At 68.1% G+C, this 19,832-nt stretch carries 22 protein-coding genes and 1 tRNA gene; 13 read left to right on the top strand and 10 right to left on the bottom strand.

Features of this window, described 5'->3' with window-relative positions; all coding sequences use genetic code 11:
• Nucleotides 1-3 precede the first annotated feature (3 nt).
• The gene (locus IC605_RS02975) at nt 4-288 is read left to right on the top strand and encodes an Imm32 family immunity protein (RefSeq protein ID WP_216318657.1); all 285 of its coding nucleotides are present in this window, start codon (nt 4-6) and stop codon (nt 286-288) included.
• On the opposite strand, the gene IC605_RS02970 is transcribed toward IC605_RS02975, so the two are convergent.
• Both IC605_RS02970 and IC605_RS02965 read right to left on the bottom strand, forming a co-directional pair.
• Nucleotides 285-746 (bottom strand): acyl-CoA thioesterase, encoded by a 462-nt coding sequence (locus IC605_RS02970; protein ID WP_216318654.1) that lies wholly within the window; start codon nt 744-746, stop codon nt 285-287. The two genes, IC605_RS02975 and IC605_RS02970, sit on opposite strands and share 4 nt — an antisense overlap.
• Entirely contained in the window at nt 743-1,072 is a 330-nt protein-coding gene (locus IC605_RS02965) for a 4a-hydroxytetrahydrobiopterin dehydratase (RefSeq protein ID WP_216318652.1), read from the bottom strand. The genes IC605_RS02970 and IC605_RS02965 overlap by 4 nt, the downstream gene beginning before the upstream one ends.
• 186 nt (nt 1,073-1,258) lie before the next feature.
• On the opposite strand from IC605_RS02965, the gene IC605_RS02960 reads away from it, so the two are divergent.
• From IC605_RS02960 to IC605_RS02935, 6 genes are all read left to right on the top strand, one after another.
• The gene (locus IC605_RS02960; protein ID WP_216318650.1) at nt 1,259-2,029 is read left to right on the top strand and encodes a hypothetical protein; all 771 of its coding nucleotides are present in this window, start codon (nt 1,259-1,261) and stop codon (nt 2,027-2,029) included.
• 110 nt (nt 2,030-2,139) lie between these two features.
• Nucleotides 2,140-4,686 (top strand): DNA mismatch repair protein MutS, encoded by a 2,547-nt coding sequence (gene mutS, locus IC605_RS02955; protein ID WP_216318648.1) that lies wholly within the window; start codon nt 2,140-2,142, stop codon nt 4,684-4,686.
• The gene (gene mutL / locus IC605_RS02950) at nt 4,683-6,344 is read left to right on the top strand and encodes a DNA mismatch repair endonuclease MutL (protein ID WP_216318646.1); all 1,662 of its coding nucleotides are present in this window, start codon (nt 4,683-4,685) and stop codon (nt 6,342-6,344) included. The genes mutS and mutL overlap by 4 nt, the downstream gene beginning before the upstream one ends.
• Nucleotides 6,345-6,415: 71 nt before the next feature.
• Nucleotides 6,416-7,855, top strand: coding sequence for a glutamate--tRNA ligase (gltX, locus tag IC605_RS02945; RefSeq protein WP_216318644.1), 1,440 nt, complete (start codon nt 6,416-6,418; stop codon nt 7,853-7,855).
• Nucleotides 7,856-8,300: 445 nt separating this feature from the next.
• Nucleotides 8,301-8,720 carry a cobalamin B12-binding domain-containing protein gene (locus IC605_RS02940; RefSeq protein WP_216318641.1) on the top strand — a complete coding sequence of 140 codons (420 nt, stop codon included), beginning with the start codon at nt 8,301-8,303 and terminating at the stop codon, nt 8,718-8,720.
• 1 nt (nt 8,721) lies between these two features.
• On the top strand, nt 8,722-9,906 hold the full coding sequence (locus IC605_RS02935; RefSeq protein ID WP_216318639.1) for an MFS transporter: 1,185 nt from the start codon (nt 8,722-8,724) through the stop codon (nt 9,904-9,906).
• Nucleotides 9,907-9,978: 72 nt separating this feature from the next.
• Here the strand turns inward: IC605_RS02935 and IC605_RS02930 are convergent, their stop codons facing one another.
• Nucleotides 9,979-10,773: an MHYT domain-containing protein gene (locus IC605_RS02930; protein WP_216318636.1), complete on the bottom strand. Its 795-nt coding sequence runs from the start codon at nt 10,771-10,773 to the stop codon at nt 9,979-9,981.
• Nucleotides 10,774-10,931: 158 nt separating this feature from the next.
• A tRNA-Ser gene (locus IC605_RS02925) sits at nt 10,932-11,021 on the bottom strand.
• Nucleotides 11,022-11,205: 184 nt separating this feature from the next.
• On the opposite strand from IC605_RS02925, the gene IC605_RS02920 reads away from it, so the two are divergent.
• Entirely contained in the window at nt 11,206-11,481 is a 276-nt protein-coding gene (locus IC605_RS02920) for a hypothetical protein (RefSeq protein WP_216318633.1), read from the top strand.
• Nucleotides 11,482-11,705: 224 nt separating this feature from the next.
• Here the strand turns inward: IC605_RS02920 and IC605_RS02915 are convergent, their stop codons facing one another.
• From IC605_RS02915 to IC605_RS02895, 5 genes are all read right to left on the bottom strand, one after another.
• Nucleotides 11,706-12,191, bottom strand: coding sequence for a hypothetical protein (locus tag IC605_RS02915; protein WP_216318629.1), 486 nt, complete (start codon nt 12,189-12,191; stop codon nt 11,706-11,708).
• Between the two features lie 146 nt (nt 12,192-12,337).
• The gene (locus IC605_RS02910; protein ID WP_216318625.1) at nt 12,338-13,042 is read right to left on the bottom strand and encodes a YopA family protein; all 705 of its coding nucleotides are present in this window, start codon (nt 13,040-13,042) and stop codon (nt 12,338-12,340) included.
• 56 nt (nt 13,043-13,098) lie between these two features.
• Nucleotides 13,099-13,650, bottom strand: a complete 552-nt coding sequence (locus tag IC605_RS24390; RefSeq protein ID WP_216318622.1) for a DUF402 domain-containing protein — start codon at nt 13,648-13,650, stop codon at nt 13,099-13,101.
• Nucleotides 13,647-14,231 (bottom strand): phosphoribosylglycinamide formyltransferase, encoded by a 585-nt coding sequence (purN, locus tag IC605_RS02900; protein WP_216318618.1) that lies wholly within the window; start codon nt 14,229-14,231, stop codon nt 13,647-13,649. Before purN ends, IC605_RS24390 begins: the two co-directional genes overlap by 4 nt.
• Before the next feature lie 208 nt (nt 14,232-14,439).
• On the bottom strand, nt 14,440-15,819 hold the full coding sequence (locus tag IC605_RS02895) for a dipeptidase (RefSeq protein ID WP_216318614.1): 1,380 nt from the start codon (nt 15,817-15,819) through the stop codon (nt 14,440-14,442).
• Nucleotides 15,820-16,124: 305 nt separating this feature from the next.
• Here IC605_RS02895 and hspR point away from each other — a divergent pair, with 305 nt between their 5' ends.
• The 3 genes from hspR to IC605_RS02880 are packed head-to-tail and all read left to right on the top strand — an operon-like array spanning nt 16,125 to nt 17,870.
• A complete protein-coding gene (hspR, locus tag IC605_RS02890) occupies nt 16,125-16,916 on the top strand; it encodes a heat shock protein transcriptional repressor HspR, fused homodimer type (protein ID WP_216318611.1) in 792 nt (263 codons plus the stop codon).
• Complete coding sequence (locus IC605_RS02885) at nt 16,906-17,049, top strand: hypothetical protein (RefSeq protein WP_216318609.1); 144 nt, start codon at nt 16,906-16,908, stop codon at nt 17,047-17,049. Before hspR ends, IC605_RS02885 begins: the two co-directional genes overlap by 11 nt.
• Nucleotides 17,046-17,870 (top strand): metallophosphoesterase, encoded by an 825-nt coding sequence (locus IC605_RS02880; RefSeq protein ID WP_343216484.1) that lies wholly within the window; start codon nt 17,046-17,048, stop codon nt 17,868-17,870. Before IC605_RS02885 ends, IC605_RS02880 begins: the two co-directional genes overlap by 4 nt.
• A 60-nt stretch (nt 17,871-17,930) precedes the next feature.
• Here the strand turns inward: IC605_RS02880 and IC605_RS02875 are convergent, their stop codons facing one another.
• On the bottom strand, nt 17,931-18,419 hold the full coding sequence (locus IC605_RS02875; protein WP_216318606.1) for a hypothetical protein: 489 nt from the start codon (nt 18,417-18,419) through the stop codon (nt 17,931-17,933).
• Nucleotides 18,420-18,662: 243 nt separating this feature from the next.
• Here IC605_RS02875 and IC605_RS02870 point away from each other — a divergent pair, with 243 nt between their 5' ends.
• The gene (locus tag IC605_RS02870) at nt 18,663-19,193 is read left to right on the top strand and encodes a phosphoribosyltransferase family protein (RefSeq protein ID WP_216318603.1); all 531 of its coding nucleotides are present in this window, start codon (nt 18,663-18,665) and stop codon (nt 19,191-19,193) included.
• Nucleotides 19,194-19,213: 20 nt separating this feature from the next.
• Nucleotides 19,214-19,765 (top strand): phosphoribosyltransferase family protein, encoded by a 552-nt coding sequence (locus IC605_RS02865; RefSeq protein WP_216318600.1) that lies wholly within the window; start codon nt 19,214-19,216, stop codon nt 19,763-19,765.
• Nucleotides 19,766-19,832: the final 67 nt, after the last annotated feature.

The raw sequence follows: 19,832 nt of genomic DNA, 5'->3' as shown, positions 1-19,832 counted from the left end.
GTCATGCCAAAGCTCATCCTCGACATACCTGACTACACTCTCCAAGACGGTCTCAGGGCTGAATGGGAGGAAGGTTTTGAAATCTCAGTTCGTGTCGAGGAAGGTAGCGTGTACTTGCGGGCTAACGATGCTGGATTGAGGTCATTGGCCCGCTTGCTCCTCGGCCTCACGGTAGAAGGTGTTTCCGATTGGGCTCACTGGCACCTGGAAGACTACAACTGTCTTGAAGAAGGTTCGGCTCCCCTGACCATCGGCAAGCTTCAGGCCGATAGTCAGCACACGCCCTAGAACCCGAAGGCCCGCACGACCTCCTGAGGGGTCCGCTTGGGGCGCCCGCTGCCCGGGTCCACCCACACCCACTCGGTCTCGCACTCGGCGAGGCGGACTTCCTGCCCGTCCTCGCCGAGGCGGTCGAGGGTGTACGCCCGCACGCTCCGCACGCCCCCCGTCACGGTGAGCGCCGTGCGGACGCGCACCCGGTCCCCCAGGTACGCCGGACGGTGGTAGACGATGGTGTGCTGCCGGGCGACGGGCACGGCCCCGAGGGCGATCAGGGCGTCCGTGCCCATGCCCAGCCGCAGGGCGTGCGCGCGGGCCACCCCCTCGCACCACGCGAGGTAGACCGTGTTGTTGACGTGGTTCAGGTCGTCGAGGTCGCCGGAGCCCACCGTGACCTCCATCTCATGGCGGCGGGCGGGCGGGAGCGAGTCCCACAACACGTCCGCGTCGGGAATCTGGAGCTTCAAGGCTGGCCCGCCTCCGCCAGCCGGTCGACCGCGTGTGCCCCCGCGATGTCGAGGCCCGTCACGCCGCCCGCGTCGTAGGTGAAGTAGTTGACCCGCACGCGGCGGTAGGAGAGCCGGATATCGGGGTGGTGCCCCTGTTCCTCCGCCAGCGCGGCCACCCTCACCACGAAGTCCACCCCCGCCTGGTACGTGTCGAAGGTGAAATCGCGGTAGAGCTTGCCGTCGTCGCCCCACCAGCCCCGGGGCTTGAGGTCCTGCACGTCGCCGTCGGTCAGCTTGCGGTGCGCGTCAAAGGCCATGCGCGGGTCGTAGGGGTGGTAACTCATGCGGCCATGCTACGGGAGGGGGCGGGGAAGAGGGTGGGGGGTGGGACGCGGTTGAAACGGCCCCCCGCTCCCGGTCGGGGTTGGGCTGGAGGAGCTTTATCAAACATTGAAGGACGGGGGCGCCCCCATCTTCCCGCGTCACATCTGCAACCTGGGGGGTCGCAAAGCCTTTACGGTGAGTGGCGTATGAAAAAGCTTGGTGCCCTGATGATGGTCGGCTCCGTCCTCCTGCTCGCCTCCTGTGACCGCACGAACGTCCCCAGCAACCTCACCACTGTGTCGGGGACGGTCGTGGAGGGGAATCTCACCGCGTCGAGCAACGGTGCCCTGACCCTCACGACGAGCGCCTGGACGGGTGGGGCGGGCTCCGTCAGGGCGTACACGGTGGAGGGGACCCAGCCCCAGAACGTGGTGACCACGCCCCTCGCCGCCGACGGCAAGTTCAGGCTCAACCTTCCCGCCACGCCCGCGACGGGAACGCTGGCGGCCATCACCGCCGACGAGTTCAACGACGAGGAGGACAACTGCACGGGGACGGTCACGGTCAGCACCAGCCAGGCGCAGGGCACGGCTCTGGTGATCGGGGCGGAGGGCGCGACGAAGAGCGGCGGCATTTCTCCCCTGTCCGTCACCACCAAGGTTGACGGCGCCGGAACGGTGACCGGCTACGAGGCCGTGCTGGGTCAACTGCTGTACGTGGACCGTGGCGTGACCGTCAGGGGAACGCAGAGCTGCACGAACGGCGGCGACACGTTCAAGGGCGATGTCGACGTGAGTCTGCAAAAGGGCTGGAACAAGGTCAGCCTCACCCTTCAATTTGATGGGAACGGTGACTTGACCGGCTCAGTGGTCCGTGGCGGCTCCCCCAACAACTGGGTCTTCCTGAACAGCGGCGGCGCCTCCCCCCTGGGCGTTCAGAGCCTCAGGGCCCTGGAGAGGTTCTCCCGCTTCCGCTAGCCCACCCACTCCATCCGCCCCGCCTCCCCGTGGGGCGGTTTTTCTTGTGCCGTGTCCAATTGCAACGCCCGTTCCGCCGTGAACAGAACGGCGTGGGCTATTCTCCAGCCATGCCGGTGGGTGTGCCGCAGAGCGTGTTGAAGGGGACGGGATCGGGGGTGCTGCCGCCGATGCTCGAACAGTACGTGGCGTTGCGGGATAAGCACCCCGAGTTCTTGCTGCTGTTTCAGGTCGGCGACTTCTACGAGACCTTCGGGGAGGACGCCGAACGCGCCTCCCGGCTGCTGCGCATCGCGTTGACCCACAAGAGCAGCCGGGACTTCTCGACGCCGATGGCGGGCGTGCCGGTGCGGGCCCTCGACCACAATGTCGAGCGGCTCCTCGCGGCGGGGGTGCGGGTGGCCGTCGCCGACCAGATCGAGGAGCCGGGCTCGGGCCTCGTGGACCGCAAGGTGACGCAGCTCCTCACGCCCGGCACCGTGACGGAGGAGCGGCACCTGACCGCTGACGAGAACTACCTCGCGGCGGTGGCGACCGGGGACGGCTACGCCCTCGCGCTCCTCGACGTGTCCACGGGCGAATTCCGCTGCGCCGCCTTCCACACCCGCACGGCCCTCTACGACGAACTCGCGCGGCACCGGGCGCGGGAGGTGCTGCTCGCGCCGGAGCTGTCGGGGAACCCCGCTCTCCTCGCCGACTTCCAGACCCGTTTTCCCGTCATGCTCTCGCCCGCCAATTTCGACGAGGAGGCCACCCGGGCGGAGTTGAAAGAGACGCTCGGCGAGGTGCCCGGCTCGCTCACGAGCGCGGCCCTCGTGCGGGCGTGCGGGGCGGTCCTGGGGTACGCGCGCGTGACCCAGCAGGGGCGGCTGGAGATGGTGCGCCGGGTGGTGCGCTTCGAGCCCGGCGCCCACATGCGGCTCCCCGACGCGGCGGTGCGGGCGCTGGAGGTCTTCCAGGCGCAGGCCCCCCAGGGCATGACCCTGATGGACGTGCTCAGCGAGACGCGCACGGCGGGCGGGCGGCGGCGGCTGCGGGCCTGGCTGCGCGCCCCCCTCCTCGACGAACTCAGCATCCGGGCGCGGCTCGACGCGGTGGAGGCGCTGACCCGCGCCGCCGACCTGCGGGGGGCCATCCGGGCGCTGCTGTACCGGGCGCACGACCTGGAGCGCCTCGCCGCCCGCGTCTCCACCCAGCGGGCCACCCCGCGCGAGGTCGCCTCGCTCGCCCGCACCCTCGACCTGCTACCCGAGGCGTCCCGGCTGCTGGAGGCGCAAGACGGCCTTCTCGGCGCCGTCCGCGCCCGGCTGGGCGCCCTGCCCGACGTGGTGACGCTGATCCGCGCGGCGCTGGTGGACGACCCGCCCATCCGCATCGGGGACGGTGGCCTGATCCGCGACGGCTTCCACGCCGAACTCGACGGGCTGCGGAGCGAGGCGCTGGGGCACCGCGCCTGGCTGGCCGAGCTGGAGACGAGCGAGCGGGCCCGGACCGGGATCGGCAGCCTGAAGGTGGGGTTCAACAACGTCTTCGGCTACTACCTGGAGGTCAGCGGCCCGAACCTGAGCAAGGTCCCCGCCGACTACCGCCAGATCGCCACCCTCAAGGACCGCGCCCGCTTCACCCGCCCCGACCTGCGCGAGCGCGAGCGCGAGATCGCCCGGCTGGAGACCTCCGCGCAACGCCTCGAAGCGGAGGTCTTCACCGACCTGCGCGCGGGCCTCGCCGCCCACGCGGACGCGCTGGCCGAGGCGGCGGGCGCGGTCGCCGAACTCGACGTGATCGCGGCGCTGGCCGAACTGGCGGTGGAGCGCGGCTGGGTGCGGCCCCAGTCCGTCACGGGCGGGGCGCGGCTCGTGCAGGCCCGCCATCCTGTCGTCGAGCGGGCGACCGGGGGCCGCTTCGTGCCGAACGACGCGCACCTGGACGACACCCGGCACACCCTCCTCCTGACCGGGCCGAACATGGCGGGCAAGAGCACGTACCTGCGGACGGTGGCGCTGTGCGCCCTGCTCCACCAGGTCGGCTCCTTCGTGCCTGCCGACCACGCCGAACTGCCCATCTACGACGCCATCCACACCCGCATCGGGGCGAGCGACGACCTCGCGGGGGGCCGCTCCACCTTCATGGTGGAGATGAGCGAGCTGGCGAGCATCCTCCACGGGGTGACCCACCGCAGCCTCGTCATCCTCGACGAGGTGGGGCGGGGCACCTCCACCCTGGACGGTCTCGCCATCGCGCAGGCGGCGCTGGAACACCTGCACGCGACCCGCGCTCACACGCTGTTTGCCACCCACTACTTCGAGCTGACGCGGCTGGAGTCGGAGCACCCCGGCCTGGTGAACCTGCACGTCGCCGCCGAGGAGGACGCGGGGGGGCTCACCTTCTACCATCAGGTCATTCCCGGTGCGGCCCGCCAGTCCTACGGGGTGGAGGTCGCGCGGCTGGCTGGTCTGCCCGCGCCCGTGACCACCCGCGCGGCGCGGCTGCTGACCGCCCTCAACGCTGAGGGCGACGACCGCAAGCTCACCCGCGAACTCGCCACCCTCGACCTCAGCCGCCTGACGCCGATGCAGGCGCTCGAACTTCTGCACACCTGGCAGCGGGAGGCGCGCAGCACCGCCGAGGGCGAGGAGAAGGAGGTCAGGAGCCTGTGACCATCCGCGTCCTTCCCCCCCACGTCGCCCGGCTGATCGCCGCGGGCGAGGTCGTCTCCCGCCCGCTCGACGTGGTGCGCGAACTCGTGGAGAACGCGCTCGACGCGGGAGCCACGCGCATCGAGGTGGAGGTGGAGGGCGGCGGCCTCCTGCTGACGCGGGTGCGGGACAACGGGGCGGGCATCCCGGCGGACGCGGTATCACTCGCGCCCGTGCGCCACGCGACGAGCAAGCTGGAACCGGAGGCGGGGGCGGTCGAGCGCGTGACGACCCTCGGCTTCCGGGGCGAGGCGCTGTGGGCGGCGGCGCAGGCGGGGGACCTGCATCTGGTGACGCGCCCGGCGGCGCAGGTGGGGGCGGCGGAGGTCAGCGCCTCGGGCGAGGACGTGACCGTGCGCCGCACCTCCGCTCCGGCGGGGACGACGGTGACGGTGCGGGACCTCTTCGCCCGCCTGCCCGCCCGGCTGCGCACCCAGGCCCCGGCGGCGGCCGAGGCGCGTGAGATCACCGCGCTCGTGGGCCGTTACGTCCTGCACCACCCCGGTCTGCACTGGCGGCTGACGGTGGACGGCGAGCCCCGCCTCACCCACGCGCCTGCCGACCACCGGGGCGCGGTGGCGAGCGTGTACGGGCCGCTGAGCGCGAACCGCGTTTTACGGGTGGACGCCGGGGGCGTGTGCGGCGTCGTCTCCCGCCCCGAACTCACCCGCGCCCGCCGCGACCGGATGCACTTCAGCGTGAACGGTCGGCCCGTGCTGGCCCCGCCCGAGTTAGAGAGGGCCGTGATCGAGGGCTTCGCCGAACTCATCCCCTCAGGGGTCGCCCCGCTGTGCGTGCTCGACCTCCGCATCGCCCCCGAGGACCACAACCCGAACGTCCACCCGGCCAAGCAGGTCGTCGCCCTCGCTGACTTGCCCGGCGTGGCGGCCCGGGTGCGGGAGGCGGTGACGGCGGCCCTCGCCGCGCATCCCCTCGCCCGGAACGCGCCCAGCCTGATCGCCCCCCCGGAGCCTCAGACCGCGCCCACCCGGGGTAACTTCCCCGAACTCACGCTCGTCGGGGTCTACCAGGAGCTGTACCTCCTCGCGCAGGGGGAGGGCGACCTGTGGGTGGTGGACGCGCACGCGGCGCACGAACGCGCCCTCTACGAGCACTTCACCCGCGCGCTGGGCTCGGCGCCTCCTGTCGAACTCCCCGAGCCCGAGCTGCTGCACCTGACGCCCGAGCAGGTGGCCCGGCTGCACGAGCGCGGGGCCGAATTGCGGGCCTGGGGACTTATGATCGAGGACTTCGGGGCGGGCCTGGCGCGGCTGCGTGCCCTGCCCGCCGTCCTCGCCGCGCTGCCCGTGCCCCGGCTGCACGAGGAGATCGTGGAGGCGGCGCTGGGGGAGAACCCTGACCCCCGCCGCCATGTCCTCGCCCGGCTCGCCTGCGCGCCCGCGCTGAAGGCCGGGATGCTGGACGGAAACAGGGGAGAGGCGGTGCTGGCCTCCCTGAGCCTCTGCGAGCAGCCCTGGTCGTGCCCGCACGGGCGACCCACCACCCTGCGGCTGTCCGAGCGCGACCTCGCCCACGCCTTCGGGCGGCGGGGGGTGCGGGACGTGGCACGGGGGCGGGATACGGGGGACGGGCAGCGGGTGGAGCCGTTCAGGGAGTAGGGCGAAGGCTTGTCGCAGCCGGGCGCTGACGCCCCGGCGCACCCGTCCCCCTTCCCCGTATCCTGTCCCTCATGCCTGTCGTCACCCGCATCGCCCCCAGCCCCACCGGAGACCCGCACGTCGGCACCGCCTACATCGGCCTCTTCAACTTTGCGCTCGCCCATCAGGCCCGCGACCGGGGCGAGGAGGGCAAATTCATCCTCCGCATCGAGGACACCGACCGCAACCGCTACGTGGAAAGCAGCGAAAAGCGCATCTTCCAGATGATGCAGTGGCTCGGCCTCACCCCCGACGAGAGCCCCCTCCAGGGCGGCCCGAACGGTCCCTACCGCCAGAGCGAGCGCAACGACATCTACGGGGAGTACGCGCGGCGGCTGGTCGAGTCCGGCCATGCCTACCACGCCTTCGAGACACCCGAGGAGTTGAGCGCCCTGCGCGAGGAGGCGCAGCGGGAGGGCCGCGTCATCGCCGTCCCCAGCCGCGACCTCGATCCGGCGGAGGCGCAAAGGAAGGTGGACGTGGGCGAGGCTGCTGTCATCCGCCTCAAGGTCCCGCGTGAGGGTGAGACGGTCGTGAACGACGCCCTGCGCCAGCCCATCGTCTTCCAGAACCGCGAGATCGACGACAAGGTGCTGCTCAAGGCCGACGGCTACCCCACCTACCACCTCGCCAACGTGGTAGACGACCGCCTGATGGGCGTGACGCACGTCGTCCGCGCCGAGGAGTGGATCACCTCCACCCCCATTCACGTGCTGCTGTACGAGGCGTTCGGCTGGCCGCAGCCCGTCTTCGCGCACATGCCCCTGCTCCGCAACGCCGACAAGTCCAAGATCAGCAAGCGCAAGAATCCCACCTCCGTCGAGTGGTACATGGACCAGGGCTTTCTGCCGGAAGCCATGCTCAATTTCCTCGCCACGATGGGCTGGACGCACCCGGAGGGCCGCGAAATCTTCGACCTCGCCGAGTTCCAGCGCGTCTTCCACCTGGAGGACGTGACGCTGGGCGGCCCCGTCTTCAGCCTCGACAAATTGAAGTGGATGAACGGCAAGTATCTCCGGGAAGTGCTGACGGAAGAGGAGGTGGCGAAGCGGCTGCACGACTACCTCGCCTCCCAGAAGTACGACCTGCCCTTCGACGATTACTTCCGCGCCGTCGTCCGCATGATGATTCCGCGCATGGACGTGTTCTCGGAGTTTCTGGAGAAGACGCCCTACTTCTGGTCGGAGGACTACCCGGTGAACGAGAAGGCGGCAAAGCTCATCGAGGAGGGCCGCTCCTTCCTGCCCGAACTCGCCGCCCGCCTGAAGAACCTGCCCACCTTCGACCAGGCCACGACCGAGCCCGCCCTGCGCGCCTTCGCCGAGGAGAAGGGCCTCAAGCCCGGCAAGGTGATGCAGCCTCTGCGCGCCGCTATCGCCGGGACGAGCGAGAGCCCCGGCATGTTCGAGATGCTCGACGCCCTGGGGCGGGAGCGGGTGGTGGCGCGGGTGGAGCGGGCGGCACGGGGCTGAAGGCGGAGGGTATGGGGCGAAGACAGCTTCCCAGCGGTGGCGCTGGTCACACGCCCCCTCACCCCGGCCCTTTCCCGCAAGGGGAGAGGGAGAACTGCGCTTCTGCCTTTGCTCTCTAAAAACCGTCACCCTGAATGACTTATAGGAGCAAGCGCAACGGACGGCCCAGGCCACCACCCCGCCTTGCTCGCGCAGCGAGACGGTGGGCAGACCAGGCGGGACGCGACAAGATCAGACTTTGCCAGCGGACGGCCCAGCCGTGTCAGCCAAGCCTGCCTGAACCTGCCGAGCGCAGCGACCGCTCCCCCTGCCCCCCCTGGGGGTAGGGGGTTGGGGGGTGGGGGCAAACCGGAGCAAGTTGTCCGACCCCAACAAAACACCTCTGTGCCCTCCACCCGCCCCACCCCGTACAATGCCCCCAAACGACCGTTAGGAGGCAGGAAAGATGGAAGACCGCCGGATTCGGGTGCTGATCGCCAAGCCGGGCATGGACGGCCACGACCGGGGCGCAAAGGTGGTGGCGCGCGCACTGCGGGACGCGGGAATGGAAGTCATCTACACCGGCCTGCGCCAGACCGCCGAGATGATCGTCAACGCCGCCGTTCAGGAGGACGTGGACGCCATCGGCCTGAGCGTGCTCTCGGGCGCGCACATGCACTACTTCCGCGAGGTGGTGGGGCTGCTGCGTGAACGCGGCGCCGAGGACATCCTCGTTTTCGGGGGCGGCATCATCCCCGACCAGGACCTGCCGAAACTGGCGGAACTGGGCGTCGGGAAGGTCTTCACCCCGGGGGCCAGCACCGAGGACGCCGCCGAGTACCTGAAGGCCGCCGTGGCGCAGCGGTGGGCCGCGCAGGGCGCGTGACGTGGGCGAACCTGTCCGCGCCCAGTCCCCGGCCCTCGCCCCCGCCCTCCCCCTCGGACGGCTCCTGCCCCTCTACCTGGCCCAGGCGCTCGCCACGGGCGCGACGACCGTCAGCACCATCCTCGCCTCGCTGGTGATGAGCAGCCTGGGGCGCGAGAGCCTGTCGGGGCTGCCCAGCACCCTGATCTCCGCGTCGGCGGCCCTCTCGGCGGGGCTCTTCGGGGCGCTGATGCTCAGAGCCGGGCGGCGGGTGGGGCTGGGCGCGGCCTTCACGTTGGGGGCGGGCGGCGCGGTGCTGGGCTTTCTGGGGGCCAGGGCGGCCCTCACGCCCGTCTTCCTCCTCGGGGCGGCGCTGATGGGCGCGGCGCAGGGCGGCTACCAGCAGGCCCGCTACGCCGCTGCCGAAAGCGTGCCCGAGTCCAGGCGCGGCACGGCCCTGGGCCTCCTCATGCTGATGAGCGTCCTGGGTTCCTTCCTGATGACCGGCTTTTCCGGTGGCGTGGAGACCCTGGGAGAGCGCCTGGGTACCTCCGCCGAGGTCGCCGGGTGGCTCGTCGGCGGGGGGCTGCTGGGGGTGGCGGCCCTTCTGATCCTCGCCTGGACGCCCGTGCGGCCTCCCGCGCAGGTCGCGGCGAAGGCTCCGACCTCCGTCCGCGCCGCCTTCGCCGTGCCCGGCGTGCGCTCCACCGCCCTCGCGCTTGCCACCGCGCAGGGGTTGATGGTCACGCTGATGAGCCTGACCCCGCTGCGGGCGCACCACATGGGAATGGACCATACGGGTGTCGCCGCGCTGATCTCCGGGCACATCGCGGGCATGTTCGCCTTCGGGTGGCTCACGGGCCCCCTCATCGACCGGCTGGGCGTGCGCTTCGGGTACGTGGGCGGCTCGGTCCTCCTCGTGCTCGCCGCGCTGAGCGCCACGTTGCCCGGGGCCGCGTGGCTGGGCGTGTCCATGTTCGTCCTGGGGCTGGGGTGGAACCTCGCCTTCGTCTCCGGCAGCAAAGCGCTGGCCCGCCATCCCGCCGCGCAGGGGGTGACGGACGGCCTGGGTTACGTCGCCGCCGGGGCCGGGACCCTGATCGGCGGTCTGGTGATCGCCCGCGTGGGCTTTTCCGTCCTCGCCCACGCCTGCGCCGTGCTGGCGCTGCTGTCGCTCGTGAGCGCGTGGAGGGTGGGGCGGCGGTAGGGAAAAGGGGCAAAGGGCGAGGGCCGCACTCCCGGGTGGGAAGGCGGCCCTCGCCCTGCGCGCAGAGGCGGATTACTGTGCCGTCGAGGGCTCCAGCACGGCGTCCACGAGGAGCTTGGTCACCGTCATGCTCAGCAGCACGATGGAGAGGACGCTGATGCCCAGGGCCAGGAACTCGGTGTCCAGGCCGCCCGTGTTGCGGTAGAGCAGGTTGCTGTCCACCACGTTCAGGTGCCAGGCCGCCATGCCGGTGTAGTGCATGGCGACGATGGCCCCGCCCATGACCAGCCCCGCCGCCCCCTTGAGGCCCGTCAGGGCCGCGCCGGAAAGTTTGCGCGCCCAGGTGCTCGACACGAGGCGGAAGAGGTAGAACGCCGCCATGCTCGCCCCGACGGCGATGAGGACCGAGAGGACGAGGGGCACCGGGCGCACCGAGACGGCCGTGCCCGGCACCTGGAAGGCGAACATCCCCAGGTAGTGCATGAACACGATCCCGCTTCCGGCGACCAGCCCCGCCAGCAGCAGGCGGGGAAAGCGCAGCGGGCCCCCGTGGAGGATCAGCAGCGCCGGGTACATCAGACCAATCGCCAGCACCCCCGACAGCACCGTCAGCGGCAGGTTATAGGTGACGGTCGCCGAGACCTGATAGGCGAGCATCCCGACGAAGTGCATGGCCCAGATGCCGTACCCCAGCAGGGCAGCCTGCGCGAGCAGCCACGCCCGGCCCCGGCGCCCCTCGGCAGAGCGCTGGCCCGCGCGGGTGGCGACCTCCAGCGACACGTACGACGCCAGCGTGGCGATGACATACGACAAGACGACGTAAAAGACGCTCCAGCTATGCGACAGGGCTTGGTGCGTGTGGTCCATTCCTGGCCTCCTCTTTCTCGCCCCCACCGGAGCGGCTAGGCCGAGGGTAGCCCCGCCGGACACACGCGCCTCTTACAACGCCGAGGCCGGAGACCCGATGAATCGCCCCAAAAGAACATGCCTGTGGTGTCCGGGCAGACACGCACAGGCACAGGCTTTGGCGGAACGGGAGAGATTCGAACTCTCGGTACGGTTGCCCGTACACACGCTTTCCAGGCGTGCCCCTTCAACCACTCGGGCACCGTTCCAGCGCAGAGCAATCTAGCGGAGGAAGGCGGGAAAATCAAACGGGCGCGGGGGGGGTCATCCAGATGCCGCCGCGTGTGCCGGAGGGCTGACCGTTCAGGCCAGCCGCGCAGGGACCGTCCAACGTGTCTTTCGCCAGCATTTAACCGGGAAAGGGCACGTCGGGCTGGTCCCTATAGTGGGCAGATGGAAAACCTTCAGAAGCAGGTGCAGCGTTGGAAGATCGTCGCTTTCGCCAGCCTCGCCTTCGGCGGCGGGATGTTCGTGCAGCAGTACGGCAACGCCAGCGCGCAGCGCGGGGTCGCCGCCCAGGTCGTGCGGCTGGATACGAGCAACTGCACCTTCGGCGTGGTGACGGGCAGCTCGCCCCGGCAGGTGCCCAACGGTGCCCTGCTCATGCAGGCCGTGCAGCAGGGGAGCAGCGCGGTCAATACGGCGTGGATTTATAATGTTTGTAGGTAATTTGCTGGGTAGGTGAAGCGGGTGCCAATGCCGGGGAGAATGGATAAAGGACGGTGCGGGTGGTTGGTGTGACCATCCGCACCGTATTCCTGTAATTACCCCACACTAGCTTTCCAAGCATATGATTCTCGATTACTTAGGCACTGTATATAATGATGGACAAAGTGACAGGTGAGAAAGAGGCGTGTTGGACTCTGGTCCTTACTGGCTTTTAATTCCTGCTACTAGTAATTACCGTCAAGCTCTTCTAAGCTGTACGTTGGAAATTCTATAATCACAGCGGGCATATCAAGAACCTTGTTGACTAACTGCTTTAGGTAATTTTGTCCAAGCCGATATACCTCTAAAAGCATGTCTTGAGATATATCGTTGAGCATTTGTCTCCTGACAGGTTTAGGATGCACAAGGCTGTTTCTAATATCTACTATTAGGTCTGGGCCGCTCAAGATTTTGCGCTTAGCTTTGAAATATTTAATGATGTTTTTGTTGTAAGGGGGAACAAGCTCTTGTATCTCCGCCCAGCGTAGCAATTCTGAAATCTTTTCAACTGTGCGCAACTCATCAAAATTTTTGTCAGACATACTCTCAAACGCCAGATTGTTTTCTTTTAACGTCCAGGCAAACCGTTCAAATGCCGCTTGTTGTTGGACAATGGCTCCTTGTACTCCACCGGCTAAAGTGTTACTTTCTACATACCAATGAATGATCATTTTTAATGCATCGTGCCAATTAAAATCTACCCACTTTTTCCAGAATGTTGGGAACGAAAGTTGTAAATTAACAGAAGTTTTTGTTGTTGAGTATTCTGGGATGATTTGCCAGAAGTCAATCTTCCCTCCCTGTATCCCACGAAAGATTATAGAGTTTCGACATTGAACCCTATGGGTAAGCAAACTGAAACCCAAGAGCCTCTGTGAAATGAAAGGAAATAGGTTAAGAACTCGCCCAACTCATGCACAGAATCTTCATAAGAAACATGATAGATCGAGAGTCTTTCAACAAATAACACATGAGTTGATGCGTAACCATTGGTGTAGTCCAGACTTTTTACAATATCACCCAAATTGTCTACCCGGTGTAGTTCCATACGCCAATCGTCAGAAATTAAAGTCATCCTATCAGACTCGCTAAAACTACCCTCTGGATTGGATTCAATAAAATCTATATTATGTAGATTTATTATGTGAAACATCAATCGACCTAGCTTCATCAACGGTGAGGGAAACAAGAATCCCTGCTGATTTAATTTTCCGAAAAACTCTGTCGTCAACTCTGCATCAGACTCAAAAGAGTAGGTAATTGAGTCAACATGTCCATGAATGATGTGTCCCCAGTCATGTAAATTTATCAGAATATCGTAGTTGCCTTTGTGATGCATAAAAGTGCTTGTGGTGTGAAATCTAATGACTGGGTTGGGGTGCCAGGAACAGGTAATTCTGCACACGCCATCTGCTACTGCTTCTCCAGCCTTAATTTCACATTTCCCGCTGTAAATTTCTATTTCTTGGTTTATACTGGCCTGATGGTAACTCAGAGCTTTAAGTTGATTAAGTATATTCATAGATCACCTTACAGCTTATCCTGAAGCTGAGATGGGCAAGAGGAAGCAGTTACGCTTTACGTATACGGGTCCTCCAGATACCGCCTCAGCACCCCCAGCGGCCCGTAGGTCCCCGCCCGCAACTCCTCCTCTACCTTTCGCGCGTGGGCCCAGGCGGCCTCGGCGAGTTCCGGCGTCACCTGCCCGATCTGCACCGCCTCCTCCAGCTCGTCGGCGTCGATGACGTGCGTCTCGGTCACCCGCCAGCCGGGCTGCCAGTCGGCGATCACGTCGAGGTAGAGGTCGTCGTGCCAGGGCAGACCGTCTTCGCCCAGCCCCTCGCCCGCGTGGATGTCCACGTACAGTTGCTCGGGCCCCCCGGAAGGGTTGAGCATGACGGTCTGCGCATCACCCATGACGCCCTCGCCTCCGCCCGTCGGGTGGACGCGCACCCAGCGGTAGCCCTGATCGAGAATGCGGATGGTGCGTTCCCCGAAAGGCACGTCCTTCGTGCTCACGACCTCGTGGGCGGTGAAGTCCACGATGACGAAGCCGGGGATGTGGGTGACCGTGTGCGTCCCCCGGGCCACGCGCGGCCAGAGGCGGAGGTCGAAGACTTTGCGCTTCACGCCGAACCCACCGCCATCCCTTGCAGGGCGCGCAGCAGCAGTTCGCCCTCGGTCGCCTGCACCCGTGAGCGCAGCGTCTCCACCGTGTCGCCGGGCCGCACGTCCACCCGCGACTGCGCCAGCACCGGCCCCTCGTCGATCCCCGCCGTGACGAGGTGAACGCTCGCCCCCGTCTCGGCTTCCCCCGAGGCGAGCACCGCCGCATGAACCCGGTCCCCGTACATCTCCCGCCCGCCGTGTCTCGGCAGCAGGCTGGGGTGAACGTTCAGCAATCGCCCGGCGTAGGCCCCCAGCACGCGCGGCCCCAGTTCCCGCATGTACCCGCTCAGCACCACCGCATCCGCCCCCGCCCCCCGCAGGAAGCCCAGGATCGCCCCGTCCAGCGCCTCCGGGTCCGGGTGCGTCGCCGTGCTGAGGTGCGCCGTCTGAAGCCCTGCCTCCCGCGCCCACCCCAACGCCGCCGACCCGCTGTTGTTGCTGATCATCGCCACGGGCACGGCGTTCAGCCGCCCGTCCCGGCACGCCCCCACCAGAAACCGCGCCGCGCTGCCGCCGTGGGAGGCGAGGAAGGCGAGGTTCACGGGTGGCGCTCCGCGCCGGGGGTGGGAAGTGGTGAGCGGTGAGTCGGAAAAGAGGGGGCCCGCTCTGCTGGCGCACTCGGCATAACAAAGCCTGTCACCCTGAGCGGAGCGAAGGGTCTCCGGCGTGGAAGGCGAGAGGCTTCGCCGCGCTCAGCATGACAACGTGCTTTTGCTCCATCCACCAACCACTGCCCACTCACCACCAACCTCACTCGCCCAATTCCTGAAGCAGATACGCGCTCGTCAGAATCCCGTTGTGGTAATCCTCCAGCGCGAAGCTCTCGTTGGGCGAGTGGGGCGCGTCCTCGTTCAGGCCGAAATCCACGAGGAGGACGGGAGCGCCGAGCAGACGGCGAAAGTCGGCGACGATGGGGATGGAACCGCCCGTGCGCGCGAAGGCGGCGGGCTTGCCGTACACCCTTTGCAGTGCCCGGTCGGCGGCCTTGATATACGGCGAGTCGAGGTCCACCTTGACGGGCTGGCCGCCGTGCAGGGCCCTCACCTCGACCTTCACCCCCTGCGGCGCGATGGTGGGCACGTATTCCTGGATCAGGCGGGTGATGCGCTCGGGGTCCTGCCCGGGCACGAGGCGCATGGACACCTTGGCACCGGCTTTCGCCGCGATCACCGTCTTGCTGCCCTCGCCCTGGTAGCCGCCCCAGATGCCGTTCACGTCGAGGGTGGGCCGCGCCCACAACCGCTCCAGGGTCGTGTACCCTTCCTCTCCGGGCAGGGCAGGCACGCCGATGGAGGCCGCGAACTCCTCGTCCGAGTGTGGCAGACGGGCCCACATCTCGCGCTCTTCGGGGGTCAGCTCCTCCACCCCGTCGTAGAAACCGGGAATGGTCACGCGCCCGTGGTCGTCCTTGAGCTTCGAGATGATCTCGGCGAGCGCGTTGATGGGGTTGGGCGCCGCCCCGCCGTACGAGCCCGAGTGCAGGTCCCGGCTCGCCCCCTGCACGAGGATTTCCACGTAGCTCAGCCCGCGCAGCCCGTAGGTCACGGTGGGCACGTCGGGGGCGAACCGCGAGCCGTCGGAGATCAGGATCACGTCCGCTTTCAACTCGTCCGCGTGCGCCCCCAGGTAGGCGGCGAGGCTGGGGCTGCCGACCTCCTCCTCGCCTTCGAGCAGGAACTTGACGTTGACGGGCAACTCGCCCTGCGAGAGCAGCAGTTCGGCGCCCCGGACGTGCGCGTACGCCTGCCCCTTGTCGTCGGTGCTGCCGCGCGCGTAGATGCGCCCGCCCCGCACGGTGGGCTCGAACGGGGGCGAGGTCCACTCCTCCACGGGCGCCTCGGGCTGCACGTCGTAGTGGCCGTAGATCAGCACGGTCGGCCTGCCCGGCGCGCCTTGCCGCTCGGCGTACACGACCGGGTGCCCGGCCTTCCCGCCGTGCTCGGTGGCGTCCACCCGCGCCGCGAAGCCCAGGCGCTCCAGCTTGGCGCGCAGAAAGTCGGCGGCCCGGTGCATGTCGCCCGCGTGCGCAGGGTCGGCGCTCACGCTGGGAATCCGCAGCAGCTCGAACAGTTCCCGCTCGGCCTCCTCACGGTTCAGCAGGGCGGCGAGGTCCGTCTGGGATGTGGTCATGCCGGGATGATAGCGGGGGGGTGGGAGGGGGTGCAGGAGGGGGAACAGGGAAGAACGGCGCTGTTAGCTCCTCCCCCCTTGTGGGGGAGGGTGGGAGGGGGGTGAACCGAAGCTACGTCCTAAGGCCAATGAGAAGACAAAGCCATTCTCTTGGCGATGGGCTTGGTCACACGCCCCCTCACCCGTTGCTTCGCAACGCCCTCTCCCACGAGGGGAGAGGGGGCAGAACACCCACATTCTTACCCCGCACAACGTCACCTTTCCCTGCGTTCAAAAACCTTGCGGCGAGTATACTCAAGCAAGGTATGGCCGCCGACTCCAAGCACCGCCCCGTGTACGTGATCTCGGTCGCGGCGGAACTCGTGGACATGCACCCGCAGACCCTGCGGCTGTATGAACGCAAGGGTCTGATTCGTCCCGGGCGCAGCAGCGGCAAGACGCGGCTGTACTCCGAGCGCGACATCGAGCACCTGCGCGAGATTCGCCGCCTCACCCAGGAACTCGGCGTCAACCTCGCCGGGGTCGAGGAGGTCATGCGCCTCCAGCACGAACTCGACGACCTCCAGGGCGAGTTCGAGGCCGAGATCGAACGCATCGAGGACGAGCTGCGCGTTCGGGTTTCCCAGCCCCAGGCCCTGCCCGCCCCGGACGGCAAGACGGACCCCAGGGACCGCCCGGTGTACGTGATCTCCATCGCGGCGGAACTCGTGGACATGCACCCGCAGACGTTGCGGCTGTATGAACGCAAGCAGCTCATCCGCCCGGGCCGGAGCAGCGGCAAGACGCGGCTGTATTCCGAGCGCGACATCGAGCACCTGCGCGAGATTCGCCGCCTCACCCAGGAACTCGGCGTCAACCTCGCCGGGGTCGAGGAGATCATGCGCCTGCGCCACCAGCTCGACGCCTCGCGCTCGCACATGGAGGGCAACGTGCGCCGCCTCCAGCAGGACATCACCGAGCGCATGACGACGTGGCGGACGCTCCCGGCCCCCGAGCAGGCCGGGGAGCTTTCGGCCCGGGCAGAGGCGAACTCTTCCGAAGAACCGGAGGAGCGCGAACGGGCGGCGGGTCGGCGCGGGCGCGCTCGTGCGAACTGACCGGGCCGAGGTCGCGCTCGTGCGCCGGGGCGGGGATGGCGGCTGTGACCTCCCCGGCGGCGCGGTGAACGTGGGCGGGGCGACCCGCGTCTCTGTCGAAGCCCCGCGCGCCCGGCCGGGGGAGACGGTGTGAGCCACCCCACCGACCTGTGGGTGGTCGGTGACGTTCACGGCGAGCACGACAAGGTGCGAACCCTCTTGCGGGGGGCCGGTCTGATCGGTGCGGACGGCGCCTGGACGGGCGGGGAGGCCCACCTCGCCTTCCTGGGCGACTACCTCGACCGGGGGCCGGACGGCCTCGGCGTCGTGGGGCTGGTCCGCAGGCTGGAGGAAGAGGCGCCGCGCTCGGGCGGCCGCGTGACGGCCCTCCTCGGCAACCACGAGGTGATGTTCCTCGCCGCCGAGCACTTCCGCCGGGCCGACCCGGGGGACCGCTTCGGCTTTCGGAGCTACTGGGAGGCGAACGGCGGTCAGGTGCGGGACGCCGAGGGCCTCCAGCCCGACGACCTCGCCTGGATCGCCGCGCGGCCCGCCCTCGCCCGCCTGGGGCGCTGGCTGCTCCTGCACGCCGACAGCCCGGTGTACCTGCACCTGGGGGGCAGCGTGGAGGCCGTGAACGCCCGCGTCGCCGCCCTGCTGGCGAGCCCCAGCCCCGCGGTCTGGGGCGGCCTCGCCAACGCCTTTGCCGACCGCCTCGCGTTCGTGGGGCCGGGTGGAGAGGGCGTGGCGCGCAGGCTGCTGGACACCTACGGCGGCGACCGCCTCGCCCACGGGCACACGCCCGTCTCCGTGCTCCTCGACGAGGACGGGCCGGACGCGGGGCTCCCACTGCCCTATGCCGGGGGCCGGTGCGTGGCGCTCGACAGCGGCATGGCGTACCGGGGGGACGCGGGCTTCATCGCCCGGCTGGATGGCCGGGGCGTGGCCGAGGTCGTGGTCCTCCCGCCGGATTGAGCTCAGGAAAAGGGGTGGACCGCCCCGCCCGGTCCACCCCCTGCGCTCAGATGTGCTCGCTCAGGACTTGCGCTGGAGGTCGTCCTTGACCTCGGCCACGAGCTTCTCGCCGCCGCGCTGCATCTCGCCCCCCGCCGCGCGAACGGACGCGCCCGGCGACTGGCCCTGCATCACGTCGGAGGCGGCGGACTTCACGGCGTCGCCCGCTCGGGCGAGGTTGCCCTCGGGGCCGGGGTTCACCCGCTTGATCAGGCCGTCGACCTGCTCTTTCACCGTGGGATTGGTGCGGTACAGGGCGTACCCGCCGCCCACGAGAAGCACCAGCCCCCACGGAAAGCCGCCGCCCGAGGACTTCTGCTTTCTCAGCGCGGCGGTGAGCGTGCCGACCTCGCCCTGGAGGCTCTGGAGCTCCTTTTGTTGCTTGGTCAGCGCGGCGGCCATTTCGGCGTGCTGCTTCATCACGGCCTTGGAGACCTGCTCTTCCAGCTCGTGGCGGGCTTTCTGGGCGGCCTGTTTGAGGTCGGTCGTGGTGCGCGTGGCGGTGGTCATGTCGCTTCCCTCCTAGGAATTGAGCTGTGGACGCCTGCGGTGGCCCCCTCGTGCGCTGGGGCCACCCTGGTCTCGTGAAGTCTGAGGGGCCGGTCCCCGAGGTTCTTGCGACCGAGATAAAGAATTTTCCACAAATTCGGGTGCATGAAGGCTTCCTCAACGTCCGGCGGCGGTGAGGACGGGCTCCCGGCGCACGCGGCGGCGCGCGAGCGTGCCCGGGGCGGGAGGGTTACACTCGGGCACGTGAAGACGCACAAGGTCGAGGTCGGGGACGTGACGCGGGAGCTGCCGGTCGTGGCGGTGGCGCCGGGGGTGAGCGTGGCCCTGTTCAACATGCTGGGGGATACCGAAGTGACGGAGGCCGCCGGGCGCGCACTCGCCGCCCGCCTGCCCGCCGATGTGGACGTGCTCGTGACGCCCGAGGTCAAGGCCCTGTCCCTGGCGCACGTGATCAGCCGCGAGAGCGGCAAGCCCTACATCGTGATTCGCAAGACGCAAAAGCCCTATATGGTGGACCCCATCGCCCGCGAGGTCGTGAGCATCACCACGGGGAGGCCCCAACTTCTCGTGCTCGACGGTTTCGACGTGGACAAGATCAGGGGCAAAAAGGTCGCCATCGTGGACGACGTGGTGTCCAGCGGCGGCACCCTGCACTCCCTGCGGCAGATCATCGAGGAGGTCGGCGGCGAGGTCGCGGCGGTCGTCGCCGTCTTCACGGAAGGGCAGGAACGCCCCGAGGTCACGGCGCTGGGGCACCTGCCGCTGTTTTCTTGAGCGCGGAAGGAAGGGACGAGATGACCCAGCCCCACACCCCCACCCCGGCCCTGCGCGTCACGGTCGGCAGTGTCACGCGCGAGCTGCCCACCGTCCGGGTCGGCAGCGTCGGGCGGGTGCCCCTGGTGGAATTCATCGGGGACAGCGAGTTCACCAAGGCCGCCGCCGCGGCGATGCTGCCCCTGATCCCGCCGGGCACCGAGGTGTTGCTCACGGTGGTCACGAACGCGCTGCCGCTCGCCCACGAACTCAGTGACCGCTCGGGGCTGCCCTACGTCGCCGTGCGCAAGAAACGCCGCACCTACATGCAAGACCCCCTGATTCAGAACGTGCCCAGCATGACCCTCGGCGTCTCGGAGACCCTCTGGCTCGACGGGCCGCACGCCGCGCGGCTGAGGGGCAGGCGCGTCGCCGTCGTGCAGGACGTGATCGCCAGCGGGGGCACGGCGCAGGCCCTGGCCCGGCTCGTCGAGCGCGCGGGCGGCACCCTGAGCGGTTACGTCGCCGCCTTCAAGCAGGGGGACACGACCCTGCCCGTCGCGTACCTTCAGGAGCTGCCGACGAGCCTGTGAGGCGCGGCGAACCTTAAAGGGACGCTCAGGCCGCTCCCCGGGAAGCGCTGCTAGCGTGGCAGGACAG

The sequence above is a fragment of the Deinococcus aestuarii genome, assembly GCF_018863415.1.
GTDB classification, from domain to species: domain Bacteria; phylum Deinococcota; class Deinococci; order Deinococcales; family Deinococcaceae; genus Deinococcus; species Deinococcus aestuarii.
Note: the sequence above shows the minus strand (reverse complement) of the source record. Positions and strands in the feature narration are given on the sequence as shown.